General features: G+C 33.0%; 16 protein-coding genes. 12 read left to right on the top strand and 4 right to left on the bottom strand.

Features of this window, described 5'->3' with window-relative positions; all coding sequences use genetic code 11:
• The first annotated feature begins 51 nt into the window (after positions 1 to 51).
• From CS873_RS00450 to CS873_RS00410, 9 genes are all read left to right on the top strand, one after another.
• Entirely contained in the window at positions 52 to 1,002 is a 951-nt protein-coding gene (locus tag CS873_RS00450; protein ID WP_099973930.1) for a peptidoglycan recognition protein family protein, read from the top strand.
• A gap of 115 nt (positions 1,003 to 1,117) precedes the next feature.
• Positions 1,118 to 2,533, top strand: coding sequence for a hypothetical protein (locus CS873_RS00445; RefSeq protein ID WP_099973929.1), 1,416 nt, complete (start codon positions 1,118 to 1,120; stop codon positions 2,531 to 2,533).
• Between the two features lie 57 nt (positions 2,534 to 2,590).
• The gene (locus tag CS873_RS00440) at positions 2,591 to 3,640 is read left to right on the top strand and encodes an AI-2E family transporter (RefSeq protein ID WP_099973928.1); all 1,050 of its coding nucleotides are present in this window, start codon (positions 2,591 to 2,593) and stop codon (positions 3,638 to 3,640) included.
• A gap of 59 nt (positions 3,641 to 3,699) precedes the next feature.
• Positions 3,700 to 5,028 (top strand): hypothetical protein, encoded by a 1,329-nt coding sequence (locus CS873_RS00435; RefSeq protein ID WP_099973927.1) that lies wholly within the window; start codon positions 3,700 to 3,702, stop codon positions 5,026 to 5,028.
• Between the two features lie 93 nt (positions 5,029 to 5,121).
• Complete coding sequence (locus tag CS873_RS00430) at positions 5,122 to 5,811, top strand: 2,3-diphosphoglycerate-dependent phosphoglycerate mutase (RefSeq protein ID WP_099973926.1); 690 nt, start codon at positions 5,122 to 5,124, stop codon at positions 5,809 to 5,811.
• A gap of 137 nt (positions 5,812 to 5,948) precedes the next feature.
• Complete coding sequence (locus tag CS873_RS00425; RefSeq protein WP_099973925.1) at positions 5,949 to 6,470, top strand: SLAP domain-containing protein; 522 nt, start codon at positions 5,949 to 5,951, stop codon at positions 6,468 to 6,470.
• A 144-nt stretch (positions 6,471 to 6,614) separates the two neighbouring features.
• Complete coding sequence (locus CS873_RS00420) at positions 6,615 to 7,130, top strand: hypothetical protein (protein ID WP_099973924.1); 516 nt, start codon at positions 6,615 to 6,617, stop codon at positions 7,128 to 7,130.
• A gap of 138 nt (positions 7,131 to 7,268) precedes the next feature.
• The gene (locus tag CS873_RS00415) at positions 7,269 to 7,775 is read left to right on the top strand and encodes an SLAP domain-containing protein (RefSeq protein WP_099973923.1); all 507 of its coding nucleotides are present in this window, start codon (positions 7,269 to 7,271) and stop codon (positions 7,773 to 7,775) included.
• 162 nt (positions 7,776 to 7,937) lie between these two features.
• Positions 7,938 to 8,927: a carboxylesterase family protein gene (locus CS873_RS00410; protein ID WP_099973922.1), complete on the top strand. Its 990-nt coding sequence runs from the start codon at positions 7,938 to 7,940 to the stop codon at positions 8,925 to 8,927.
• Positions 8,928 to 8,968: 41 nt separating this feature from the next.
• Here CS873_RS00410 and CS873_RS00405 read toward each other — a convergent pair whose 3' ends face one another.
• Both CS873_RS00405 and CS873_RS00400 read right to left on the bottom strand, forming a co-directional pair.
• Positions 8,969 to 9,586, bottom strand: a complete 618-nt coding sequence (locus CS873_RS00405; RefSeq protein WP_099973921.1) for an NAD(P)-dependent oxidoreductase — start codon at positions 9,584 to 9,586, stop codon at positions 8,969 to 8,971.
• A 15-nt stretch (positions 9,587 to 9,601) separates the two neighbouring features.
• Positions 9,602 to 9,943, bottom strand: coding sequence for a winged helix-turn-helix transcriptional regulator (locus CS873_RS00400; RefSeq protein ID WP_099973920.1), 342 nt, complete (start codon positions 9,941 to 9,943; stop codon positions 9,602 to 9,604).
• A gap of 98 nt (positions 9,944 to 10,041) precedes the next feature.
• Between CS873_RS00400 and CS873_RS00395 the strand changes: the two genes are divergently transcribed.
• Positions 10,042 to 10,770, top strand: a complete 729-nt coding sequence (locus CS873_RS00395) for an SDR family oxidoreductase (protein ID WP_099973919.1) — start codon at positions 10,042 to 10,044, stop codon at positions 10,768 to 10,770.
• A 39-nt stretch (positions 10,771 to 10,809) separates the two neighbouring features.
• On the opposite strand, the gene CS873_RS00390 is transcribed toward CS873_RS00395, so the two are convergent.
• Positions 10,810 to 11,727 carry a prenyltransferase gene (locus CS873_RS00390; protein ID WP_245823061.1) on the bottom strand — a complete coding sequence of 306 codons (918 nt, stop codon included), beginning with the start codon at positions 11,725 to 11,727 and terminating at the stop codon, positions 10,810 to 10,812.
• A 170-nt stretch (positions 11,728 to 11,897) separates the two neighbouring features.
• On the opposite strand from CS873_RS00390, the gene CS873_RS00385 reads away from it, so the two are divergent.
• Positions 11,898 to 12,197: a hypothetical protein gene (locus CS873_RS00385; protein ID WP_138108113.1), complete on the top strand. Its 300-nt coding sequence runs from the start codon at positions 11,898 to 11,900 to the stop codon at positions 12,195 to 12,197.
• 26 nt (positions 12,198 to 12,223) lie between these two features.
• Positions 12,224 to 13,078 (top strand): MFS transporter, encoded by an 855-nt coding sequence (locus CS873_RS00380; protein WP_099973917.1) that lies wholly within the window; start codon positions 12,224 to 12,226, stop codon positions 13,076 to 13,078.
• Between the two features lie 35 nt (positions 13,079 to 13,113).
• Here CS873_RS00380 and CS873_RS00375 read toward each other — a convergent pair whose 3' ends face one another.
• Positions 13,114 to 13,308: a hypothetical protein gene (locus tag CS873_RS00375; protein ID WP_099973916.1), complete on the bottom strand. Its 195-nt coding sequence runs from the start codon at positions 13,306 to 13,308 to the stop codon at positions 13,114 to 13,116.
• Between the last annotated feature and the right edge of the window lie 45 nt (positions 13,309 to 13,353).

The raw sequence follows: 13,353 nt of genomic DNA, 5'->3' as shown, positions 1-13,353 counted from the left end.
TTATAATTCACTATTAAGGGTTACAAATTAATTTTTTGGGAGAAAAATACTATGTTCAGACATAAGAAATTTATTGCAAAAATTGCTGCCGCAACAGCAATTGCAACTTTTGGATTTGCTACTTACAATTCAGTTTCTACACAAAGTGTGCAAGAAGTACAAGCTGCAACATCAGCAATCAACACATATATAACTAATAACAATATTCAACCGGTAGGTATCACTAACGAAGAAGGAACATTTACAAGAATGTTTGGTTATCGTAACGGTATTGGTAAACCTGAAGGTGTTGTTATTCACGAAACAGCTACACCAGGAGCTACAGCTAGAAACGAAGCTACTTACTTCAATAGAGAATGGATGAATATCAGTACTTATGTTCATGCTTTCGTAGATGACAAAGAAACTTTGAATATCCACAATACTGATTATGGTGTTTGGGGAGCTGGTCCTACAGCTAATGCCAGATATATCCAAATCGAGCTATGTGAAGTAAGTACTACTGATGCATTCGCACGTTCAGTTGCCAATGATGCTTACTACACTGCTTCCAAACTGGTTCAATATGGATTGCCATTCACACCAGGTACTACTGTTATGTCACATAATGATGTAAGTAAAAACTTTGGTGATACAGATCATACAGATCCTGTTGGTTACTTCTCAAAATGGGGTTACAGCATGGATCAATTCTATGATCTTGTAGGTACTTACTATAACAACCTAAAGGGCGGTACATCAACTGGTAATAACGGTGGTGGCACAACTATCAACGGTGACAACAAGGGTGAAGGTGTTGTTCAAGTGAAGAATCCTAATGGTTCAATTGTTCCTATTTCAGTGTTCAATGATGCTGGTCAACCTTCAAACTCAAACCGTGCTTTAGCAAACAATACACCATGGTATACAGATCAAAGTAGAGTTTACAACGGTCACACTTACTATCGTGTATCAACTAAAGAATGGGTTATTGATACATACGCGACATTTACAGCTCAATAACAAACAAAAAGACCTACCATTTGGTAGGTCTTTTATTCTATTCTGAAATCAAATATATTTTATTATTAGGTATAATTAAAGTAATGAGTTTTTTTAGGGAAAAGGGAATAGATTAATGAAAAAAAGAGTGTTAGTTATAGCAGCATTTTGTTTGCTGTTACTATTATCAGCCTGTGGTAAGAGTGATTTGCAAGATTTGACAGAGTCTAACAATACTTGGTACATGTATCAAGATGAAGGCAGTTCCGATGTGGTTTCACTAAAATTCACAAAGGATAATAGAGTATCAGTTAGGGATGTCAATAATATAGGTGGCTCAATAGGTGTTAGACGTCTGGATAGTGATAACAAAAATCCTATCTATAAAATTGCTAGAGACAAGAAGACCCTATCTATCGCTACAAAAGATTCACCGCTAAACTTTAAAATTCTGAAATCTTATTCTGAAAATATATATGGAAAACATATGGTGGGATACCAAATTCAATCAGGTGGAGAAACATACAAACTAGCCTATATTTCTAAGAATGAAAAAAAGACATCTTCAGATGATACAACAGAAGAGAAAAAAGATTCTGGTCAAAAAATCAATGTAGATGATATGGCTAATCACTTGATAAATGTAAATAAAGGTGCCAAAGCTATCAAAGATGAAAGACTGATTGGAAAATTTGATTTCTCAACACTTATTGACCTACATAGATCATTGGCTAATCTAGAAATCAAATCAAACGGTACTTACCAGATGACTATCACTGAACATGCACCACAAGAAAAAACAGAAGAAAAAGATAATCCCTATATCGTTTCTACTGTAGTTGAAAATGGTCAGGTCAAATCGCTATATGGTAAATATTATTTAGTACCCATGAATCAACTAACTATTTCTTATTATTTCCGCGGTCAAAATGTTGATAGATTGTTACCATCAGGAATGAATTTGAAGACTAATTCTAAAAAAGCTAACCAAATAAATAGATCTAAAACTAGAGTTGAAATTACCGATGACGGATTGAACTTGTTCGCTGACGATTTCGAACCAATCACATCTTCAGATAATAATGCAATTCAATTGGTATCATCAGATACAGAACAAGTGCAGATTGCTGATGCAATTACTCAAACGTCTGATTATTATAAAGATTACAAAGCTAATTCACTTACTTCTAATGCTGACTTGATGCAATTAGTAGGAGCTATTGCTGAAAATAACAATAAAAAAATTGGTAGTTATGGAGTTAACTTTGGTGATCAATTCGGTTCTGATCTGGCGCCAGATGAATATATCGGGACAGGAAAAGATGGTAGTCAACAACCAACTATGCAATATGTATTCATGGTTTCTCCTTCTCAAGATGGGCAAAAGAGTGCTGCTATATCAACAAATCTTGGTAATTTCTTGATATTTGGTGAATTGGAAAACAAATTATTCATCTTGAATCAACCAGATAAGGATTTGACAACAGTAACTTGGAAACAAGTGAACGATGTAAAATTAAAAGTTCCTGCTCTAAAATCAACTATTGGTTAGGCGATTTGTCTGAATACTGTTATTATTAAAATTAATAAATATCAATAGGAGAACGCCATGTTATCGTACGAACGATTCGTTGAAAATCGACGTCTGCGTCGCTTTGTTTTGCTAGCAATAGTGATAATATTTTTTTACTTGATGAGAGGGATGATGAGTTTATTCCTCCTAACATTCACTTTTACATTTTTATCAGTTCAATTAGTAAGATTTGTTCAAAAATATATTAAAGTTAAACCAATCTGGATTATAACGCCGGTGTATCTGGTTATCATTGGTCTACTGGTCTTTGCTGTTACCAATTATGTGCCAATGCTTGCTAATCAAACTATGAAAATGATTAATTCATTGACTAAGTTCTATCAGAGTAAAGAGTTGAGCTCTAATCAATACTATCAATTTGTCTATTCTTATATTCAACAGATTAATTTGGACAATCAGATTAAATCCGGACTAACACAAGTAATCAATTACATTTCAACTGTAGGTGCAGTTGGTCTGAATATTGCACTATCATTCTTATTGAGTTTCTTTTATACCTCTCAACTAGATCAAATGAATGCATTCGGTCGACGTTTTTTGACAAGTAATTTTGATTGGATTTTCAAAGATTTAAACTTCTTTGGTAAAAAATTTGTAAACACATTTGGTGTTGTCATTGAAGCACAGATTTTTATAGCAATTGTAAACACTGTTTTGACTACTATAACTTTGGCGGTTATGAAGATGCCTGGCCTAGTAGCTCTAGCATTTATGGTTTTCATACTTTCACTTATTCCAGTGGCTGGAGTGATCATTTCACTAGTTCCGCTTAGTTTTGTCGGATATACAGTTGGTGGATTGAGATATGTCATCTATATTTTGATCATGGTTGCAGTTATTCACTCAATCGAAACATATTTCTTGAATCCGCAATTTATGTCTAGTATGACTCATTTACCAATATTCTTAACTTTTGTTATTTTGATCGTTTCAGAAATGTTGATTGGTACATGGGGACTTATTATTGGAATTCCAATTTTTATCTTCTTCTTGGATATATTGGGAGTTCACTCCATTGGAAAAGGTAAAGAAAAACCTAAGTCTGAATTACCATCTGACTCATAATGAGTATAGTGGTCTATAATTTATGATAAATATATACCTCTTGAATGGAGATGTGCGTTATGACTTTTAATGATAACCAAGACCCTATGATGTACGGGCAACAAGATAACAATCCAGGTTTCCCTGAAGAATTTGATTCTGCTAGGGATTTGCCTAGAGAAAATCAATATCAACAATTGCAAGATTCTTACTACATTCCTCAAGATAATCCCTTACAAAATGATGTTCAATGGGAATTAACTGAAAGTGATTTAGAATCATTGATTGAGCAAACTAAAAATACTAAATCTCAATTGAGACACGATCTATTATTCGACCGTAGTTTTTGTAATCATGTTTTGAAAAATGCCGACAATACTCATGAAGATCAACGTCGTGAAGCTGAAAAACGTATTGAAACAATCAATGCATCTCTTCGCCGCTGGTTTGGTAGTGACAAGATGGCAAACGAATTATTCATAGATGGTGGTCGTAGCTACTATACATTTATCGATAAATTGCCAGTTACACCGACAAAAGATAATACTCAAATTTGGTCACAACTGACAGAACTACTATCACTTAATGGAGTGATGCCTAACTTTATAACAGCACAATATGACAATGAATTAGAAGAAAAATGGCAATCTTATCAAGCACAAGGTTATTTCTTACAAGATTCATTTTTAGAAAATGTATACGATGATTTGCAAGAACGTGATATCTATGAAAATGTTGCAGGAGTGAATGTTCCCTTTGAGGATACATATTATGTTGAAACAGTCAGTCCTGAACTTGATCAAGTATTCGATGATAATAACAAGATAGTCATGGAAATTTCTCGCAATGAAAATCAACAAATATCTGTTATCAAGCATTTCCGCAATGAAAAAGTTGTAAGTATAGATTATTTTGATAATCGCGAAGTACTATCATATACACAATTTTTCGATAAGAAGGACGAAAAGAAACTAGTCCGCGAAAACTATTATCGTGAAGATGGCACACTGGTATTAATCAAGAGTTTTGACGAAGATGGCTTAAATATTCAATTATTCACATCAAGCAATGTTCTACTGGAAGAATTTAGTAGTGAGGAAGCTCTGGTTTCTTGGTGGTTGGCAAACAAAGTCTTCAAAGGCATTCCAGTCTCAATCTTTGTTCCAGTTAGTTCAGTTTATTATAATGAATTGTTGAAATTGAGAAATTACGGATTTGAAATTATTCCAGTTGTCATGTCAGTTAATAAGTTCACTGAAAAAGTCGAACGTATCATTAACGATGCTGATAAAATTACTGCAATCGTTGCAGGAAGCGACAAAGTAAATGAATATATCAACCAAAAATCAAAACAACGTATTGATATAACAACTATTCGTGAATACGAAGAATCAGATATAGAGAATTAATTACAGGAAAAGTAGTCTATGACTACTTTTTTTTGTGGGCAGAATCGTGTAAAATGTACAGGTGTTATAAGAAATGAAAAGAGGAATTTGAATATGTCTAAACTAGTTTTCATTCGTCACGGACAAAGTGAATGGAATTTGGAAAATAAATTTACTGGATGGGTTGATGTAAACCTTAGTGAAGAAGGAGTTAAGCAAGCTCAAAATGCTGGTAGACTTCTTAAAGAAGAAGGTATTGAATTCGATCAAGCCTATACATCAGTTCTTACTCGTGCCATCAAGACACTTCACTACGCACTTGAAGGTAGTGATCAATTATTTGTTCCAGAAGTTAAATCATGGAGACTTAACGAACGTCACTATGGTGCACTTCAAGGAATGAACAAAGCTGAAACAGCTGAAAAATACGGTGATGAACAAGTTCACATCTGGAGACGTTCATACGATACACTTCCTCCACTATTGGATGCATCTGATGCAGGTTCAGCAGCTAACGACCGTCGTTACGCTGATCTGGACCCTCGTGCAATTCCAGGTGGTGAAAACCTTAAAGTTACACTAGAACGTGTAATTCCTTTCTGGGAAGACGAAATTGCTCCTAAACTATTAGACGGCAAGAACGTTATCATCGCTGCTCACGGTAACTCACTACGTGCCCTGACAAAATATATCGAAAACATCTCTGATGAAGATATCATGGACGTTGAAATGGCAACTGGTGAACCAGTAGTTTATGATTTAGACGACAAACTAAAAGTTGTAAGCAAGAAAAAATTAAACTAATTATAATTAATAAAACACTACCTTCAAGGTGGTGTTTTTTATTTTATATATAAATAAAATTCTGTATTAATGGTATGCACATTATCGTTCTCTCAAAACGGACTATGATTTTAGTTGTACAGGAGGGATAAGAAATTATGAAAAGAAAAATATCAGTAATATTAGGCATAGTATTAGTAGCAGTATTGTCAGTATTTCTACTTCCTGCTAATGCAAAAGCAGATTCTCTACCATTTCTATATCCAGAAGAACACTCAGCAATTCAGGTAATTGTCCCTAAGCCTATTTTGGTAAATAAATCAGGAGTTAAGGTAGTAGATAATAATATTAAACTGGATACAAATTGGGCAACACCCGAATCGACAACTGAAATATTTGGTCAATATTATTATCAAATAGCTAGTGACGAGTACATTTTGGCAGATGATGCATATAGTTATGTTGCTATTAATGAAATTATTAAGGTGACCTCTGACGTGCCTACCCCACTTTATACATACTATGGCCAGGTCATTAAAAATCGTCAATTGGCACCAAATACTCTTTGGTATGCTGATAGAATCATGGGAAGTCATACAGTAGATGGTAGTGGTTATTTCTTAAGAGTAGCGACTAACGAATTTGTTAGATTTAGTGATGCATATCTAGTAATGAATTAGATAAATTATATTAACTAAAAAAAAACACTGTCTTGAAGGTAGTGTTTTTTATTCTCTATATAAATAAAATTTTGTATTAAGGGAATGAATATTATCTTTCTCTCAAAACAGACTATGATTTTAGTTGTATAGGAGGGATAGATTATGAAGAGGAAAATATCATTATTATTAGGTATAGTATTAATAGCGCTATTTTCATTTTTTACATTTTCTACTAATACACAAGCAGATTCTTTATCTTATGCAGAAGAACATTCTGCAGTGCAGGTAACTGTTCCAGATCCCATTTTGGTAAATAAATCTGGTAACAATATAGTAGATAATAATATTCAGCTTGATTCAGATTGGGCAGCACCTCAATATGGAATAGATATATTAGGACAAAAATATTTTCAAATAGCTAGTGACGAATACATCTTGGCGGATGATGTATATCCTTATGTGGCAACAAATGAAATTATAAAAGTAACGACTGATGTTCCCGCAAGACTATATACTTATGATGGTCAGCTTGTGAAAAATTGTATGTTAGCACCTAATACTCACTGGTATTCAGACAGAATAATGGAGAGCCAGACAGCAGATGGTAACACTTATTTCTTGAGAGTAGCAACTAACGAGTTCGTGAAATTTAGTGATACCGCGTTAGTAATTAATTAGATTATTATCTTTCTGGAAAGTAACCTGGTTTTAAAATTATTGACGTTGCAAAAATAAATGATGAACAAATGGATAAGATAGCTACTGATGCATATATACCAGAAGGCTATACACAGTTTGGAGTGGGGGATTAAGTAAATGACAAAAAGAAAAATATCATTGGTAAGTATAATTTTAATAACATTAATTTCTGTATTCTTATTTCCTTCTAGAGCACAGGCGGGATCATATTCGATTAATCAGTCTGCAGTTAGGGTAACTGTTTCAGATCCGACATTAGTAAATAAATCCGGAACTAAGATAACAGACAATAATATTAAACTAAATTCTGATTGGATAGCACCATCACCTGGTGTAATGATTGCAAATCAGTATTATTTCCAAATAGCAAATAATGAGTATATTTTGGCAGATGATACGTACCCTTATATAGCTACTAACAAGACTATAAAGATAACTTCTAACGGTCCTGCACAACTATATACTTATGATGGCAAAGAGATTCAGAACCGTATGTTAGCACCTAATACATTATGGCATTCAGATAGAATAATTGGTGCATATGGATTTCATAAGAGTAATTGCTATTTGAGAGTAGCAACTAATGAATATGTAAGATCTGTCGATGCAACAACACTTAATTAAATAAAATAAAAAAACACTATCCTGATGAGATAGTGTTTTTTTATTTTATAATTTATTTCTTTTTAATCATATAATCAAAATGAAATAGCCAAAAAATGATACCATTTATGTTATAAACTTGCTATAATTTATAACATAAAAAAGAATAGGAAGTGTCTACTTTTGAAAAAACTACGACTTCTAGCAGCTATGCTTATGATTATGACTGTTGTATTAGGTGCATGTAGCTCTAATTCAGGTTCATCGAAGAAATCTAGTTCTACAAGTACCACTGAAAGTTTTAAGAAAACAGATACAAATGATCCAACTACTGATCCTTCTCTAAAAAATGTATTGAAAGAAACACAATCTAAGTTTATTCAAACAACATATAAGGATCCTAAAACAGGAGTAGAATTACCTTATAACTTATACGTTCCCGAAAATTACGATAAGAACAAAGATTATCCATTGTTAACATTCATCCATGATGATTCTGTAACTGGACAAAGTGTTGAGTCATCACTTACACAAGGTTATGGTGGTGTCATCTGGGCAACTAAGGCAGAACAAAAGAAACATCCTAGTTTTGTTTTAGTACCTACATTCAAGACAAGTACTATTGAAGGTGGATTTGGTCAATCTGGTTCATCTGTTGTTGAAGATCAAGTAAAAGCATATATGAATTTACTATCATCACTTCAAAAGAAATATTCAGTTGATAAAGACAGACTATACCTAACTGGTCAATCAATGGGTGGAATGACATCATTCTACTTGAACTCACATTATCCAGATAAATTTGCTGCTACATTGTATGTATCAAGTCAATGGGATGTTAGTCAGCTAGAACCACTTAAGAATCAAAAATTCTTCTACATTGTAGCTGGTGGAGATTCAAGTGCTTCAAAAGGACAAACAGATCTTCAAGCTATGCTTAAGAAAGACAAGACAAGTTACACATCTACAACTATGGATGCAACATGGTCTGCTAAGAAGAAAAATACTGAAGTAAATAAATTACTAGATAAAAATAAAAACATAAACATGATTAGTTGGAAATCAGGAACTGTTTTAGAGAATTCAGATAAGGGAATGGAGCACATGGCGTCGTTTGATTATGGTTACACAATTCCTGCAGTACGTGACTGGTTGTACAATCAATCAAAATAATTAAATAAAAAAACCACTATCTTAATAGATAGTGGTTTTTATTATTCTACTCCCCAAACTGAAATTACTGATTTGTTAGTAGATGGATTGTTAATTTGATCTACAATCATAATCGCAGTGTCTTCAAATGAAATGGCAAAATTATTTTTGGGAATATAGTCAGAGCCAATTACATATTTTCCGGTGGAATCTACTAGTGGCGAATTCAAAGTACTGTAAAGTGCTACATATAGCCGATCAAAGTTATAAGAGTTACGTAGAAGTTGAAATGATTCTATTTCTGACTTAGTTATTTTGCTAAATTTAAACAACAGTCTATCGGCTACTTGCTTTTTTCTGGTTGAATCTTGATAAAGATTTGTAGGGGAAGCAATCTCTATCAGGCGTGTTTGAGTTTGTTCCAACAAGTTTATCAAATGTTTAGTATTTTCAATTTGCTGCTGGGCATCCCTAGGGAAGTGAACAGCATTTATAACTACATCAAAAGGTTCTATATCTTCCACTGTTAGATTAATAAGATTTTTTTCAATGAATGCAATTTCATTTGTGAATTTTTCGGGGTGGAGAGCAACACCTACAACCTCTATTGATCTAGATAAAGCCTCTTTTATAATTTCTTGACCCATTTTTCTATTGGCTTCTGTTACTAGTATTTTCATTTAAACTACCTTCTTTTATTCATCACATAGATTTCTTTCCATAAGTGCTGGATCTATATGAGTATCGCCCCACTCACAGATGGCATCTAAAACAGGGATAATAGATTCACCTCTACCAGTTAGTTGATATTCTACATGTGGTTCGGCTGTGGTTAAATCATGCCTTGTAATTAACTGATCTCGCTCTAGTTCTCGTAATTGATTAGTCAATGTCTTGTGAGAAACATCTTGGATATGGCTCATTAGCTGACCAAATCTTCTAGGACCTGATTCGGATAATTCATACATAATCATGATTTTCCATTTACCTTGTATTAGGTGCATTGTTGCATCGAACTCATTCAAATATTGTGCCATTTGCTGGTTACCTCAATGTGCGTACTTGTTGTTAACAATAATTGATATTATACTGTAATTCATTTGAAAAATCTTTTTACAATTATGAGGATATAAATATGAAGAATTTAGTAGTAATTACAGGTGCTAGTTCAGGTTTTGGAGCTGAAATGGCTAAAATTTTTAATGCGGATGGATTTCCATTGCTATTACTAGGACGTCGCACTGAAAAGTTAGAAGAAGTTGCAAAAGGTATGGATAATGTAATGATCGATTCAGTTGATGTTACTGATTATGATCAATTTGAAACAGCTATTCGTAAAGCCGAAGATAAGTATGGAAAAACTGATTTGTTGATTAACAATGCTGGTTTGATGTTACTAGGTAATGTTCAAGACCAAAGTCCAAAAGAATGGCAAACAATGCTTGATACTAATGTCATGGGTGTTCTAAATGGTACACAAATCGTTCTTAACGACATGATTGAACGTGAACATGGAACTATCTTGAATGTTTCATCAATCGCTGGTAAGAAGACATTTACTAACCACGCTGCCTATGTAGCATCTAAGTTTGGTGTACATGGATTGTCAGAAACTATTCGTGAAGAAAGTGCACCTAAGAATGTACGTATCATGATGGTTGCTCCAGGTGCTGCTGAAACTGAATTGTTGACTCATGTTACTAGTGAATCAGCGCTATCAGATTATGAAGCATGGAAGAAAACAATGGGTGGTATCACACTTGATCCCAAACATGTTGCTGAAACTGTTAAATTTATGTACGATATGCCCCAAGAAGTTAATATCCGCGAAGTAGATATTGCCACAACTCGCCAAGATGCATAAAAAAAACCACTACTTAGTAGTGATTTTTTTTGTTTTAAACTATATGAATAAATCAATGACACAGCCAATCATGACAGCCAGTAATAAAATTTGTGCATTCATAATTGAATTAACAAAAGTAGTAGCTTTATCAGGTTTATTAACAAATTCCATAGTTTTTTTGTAAACCATTGGGAATGTTAAAACTAGGAATATCAAACAGTACCATGGTAAATAACCTAAGATAATTGAGGCAACAATTGCTAAGTAACCCAAGATATAGCTAGCAACCCAGAGAATCATTGAATTTTTAATACCAATATAAGCAACTATTGTTTTACGGTTAATTTTTAAATCCTCATCTAAATCAGCAATGTTATTAGCAAGCATAACGTTGCTAATAGCAAAAATAGAAATTAATGAGATCAAAAGTGTTTTTAACCAGAAAATATTTTCAAACTGTGGTGTATTAGCAATATTAATATATACAGTAATTAACGTAATAAAGTATCCCATAGTGATACCAGAAGCAAATTCACCGAATGGTGTGTATGATATCGAATGCTTACCACCAGAATAAAAATATCCAACAATGAAACTCAAAACTCCGATCAATAATAAGAACCAGCCAGTTTTGACAGTTAAGTAAATTCCAATAATTCCTGAAATACCCGCCAATGTATAAGCAGTGATTATTGCAAATCTAGGTGTAATGTTGTGGCGCACTAGAGTGTTATTGTAGCTGTTGGCAAACAATTTTGGATCACTCTTAAAATGAAAGTAATCTACATATTGATTGTGAGTATTCACAGCCAAGTGGAAGAAGACTTCAGCGACTAACAATAATATACTGTATCCCCAATTAAACGTTTGATAGTAAGTAGCAACAAATAATGCACCTAATAGAAAAGGCATCACTGAAGTTACCACTGAATAAATTTGAACAAGAGTTAAAAACCCCAAAATTTTCTCTTTCAAAATATAACCTCCTATAATGTTTATATTTAACAATAATACAAAATACTTAGAGTAGGTAGTTATTTGAGTTGATTTAATGGATTTTTATTGACATTTAAACTCAATGTTTTAATCTGTGTATAAATTAATGTGTTAACAATCATTTGAACTTGGGGAATGGGGGGATGATTGTGAGTAATTCAAAATTTAATTTGTACCAGTATTACGTATTCTTTTTTGTTTTTTATATATTAATGTCCGTAGCATCTTTTGCCCAGATTATGTACTATCAGGGTGAACACCAACTGATTAACTATGGTTATTCATATGTAGCTATGGCTATTTCGGGAGCATTGACTCAAGCATTATTTGTTTATATCCGTAAAGTGTCCTCTAATATAATTATCAAAGTGGCATTTCTACTGTATGGATTTGCCATGTATCTTCGTATATTTGCAGATTCTTCAATTATCATATTATTTCTGGTTTAATCGGCGGTTTTGGAGCTACTATTATATTGATATATATTCGACTTTCACTGATTGAGTGGGCTTCAAATTATTCTAATAATGAACACAAAATTATTAGTTCCAGACATACTATTGTTCAAATAACTACATTAGTGGGAGTTGCTATTTCAGGTAGTTTGATAACTTACTTATCACATCTAGGAATAGATCTTAGAGAATTCATCGTTACACTAGCGTGTTTGATGGGTTTGTTGATGTTTTGGCCACAAGGAGTATCAGTAACATTTGAATCGAATACAAAGTTCAAGATTTTTTCAAAAGATAGTGTTCTTATTAAAGTGGCAATTTCTTCACTATTACTAGGATTCCTGGTTTCACTATATGAGCCTTTGATACCAGTTTTCATTAAGAATGTGATTCCTCAGCTAGGGTTGGTAAGTATCTATACAACAATCTGTGGAGTACTGACAGTTCTGGGGTCATTGTGGATGACTAGAGAAAGAATAACTAGTAATTCGGTGTATTTTCTATCATTTTTTGCATTACCGTTGGGAGTTACTTTTATAGTTTCAACCAGGTTTTCATATATTTACAAATATCTCATAACAATTGTTATGTTTTCACTGCTATATCCAGCATATTTTCAACTTAGAGATGTGTATGAATACGATTTGATTCAAAATTTGCATATCCCTAAACCGATGATAGTAGCTGTATCGCAAACTTCGCTAATGTTCGGAGATTCCGCAGGAACACCTATAAGTAGTTGGGTGTTTGAAAAAAGAGGTTATGATCCATTGATTATATACTATGGGATATTTAGTATATGTATCGCTGTGGTATTCTTTATTATGTGGCGTAATACTTTTCAAAAAACAGTGAAACCTAATATCAAAAATTGATCAATAAAAAAGCTATCTCTTTTGAGATAGCTTTTTTATTGATGTCTATGTTGATGTTGTTCTATGGAAGACTTCGACTGATTGTGATCCAAAATATCGAATATTGCTGAAACTATAGCAATGATAAGAATAGCAATCCAGAATAGAGTTCTCAAATGGTGTGAACTAACAAGCAAACAAAATAGAGCAAGTAGAATATAGATAATGTATTTATAATAAAATTTTGTCATAGTATTTCCCCTAAAATATTAACCTATGAATAATATAATACAAAA

The sequence above is a fragment of the Companilactobacillus metriopterae genome, from assembly GCF_002762335.1.
In the GTDB taxonomy this organism is placed as follows: Bacteria; Bacillota; Bacilli; order Lactobacillales; family Lactobacillaceae; genus Companilactobacillus; species Companilactobacillus metriopterae.
This window is presented reverse-complemented; position numbering and strand designations above follow the sequence as displayed.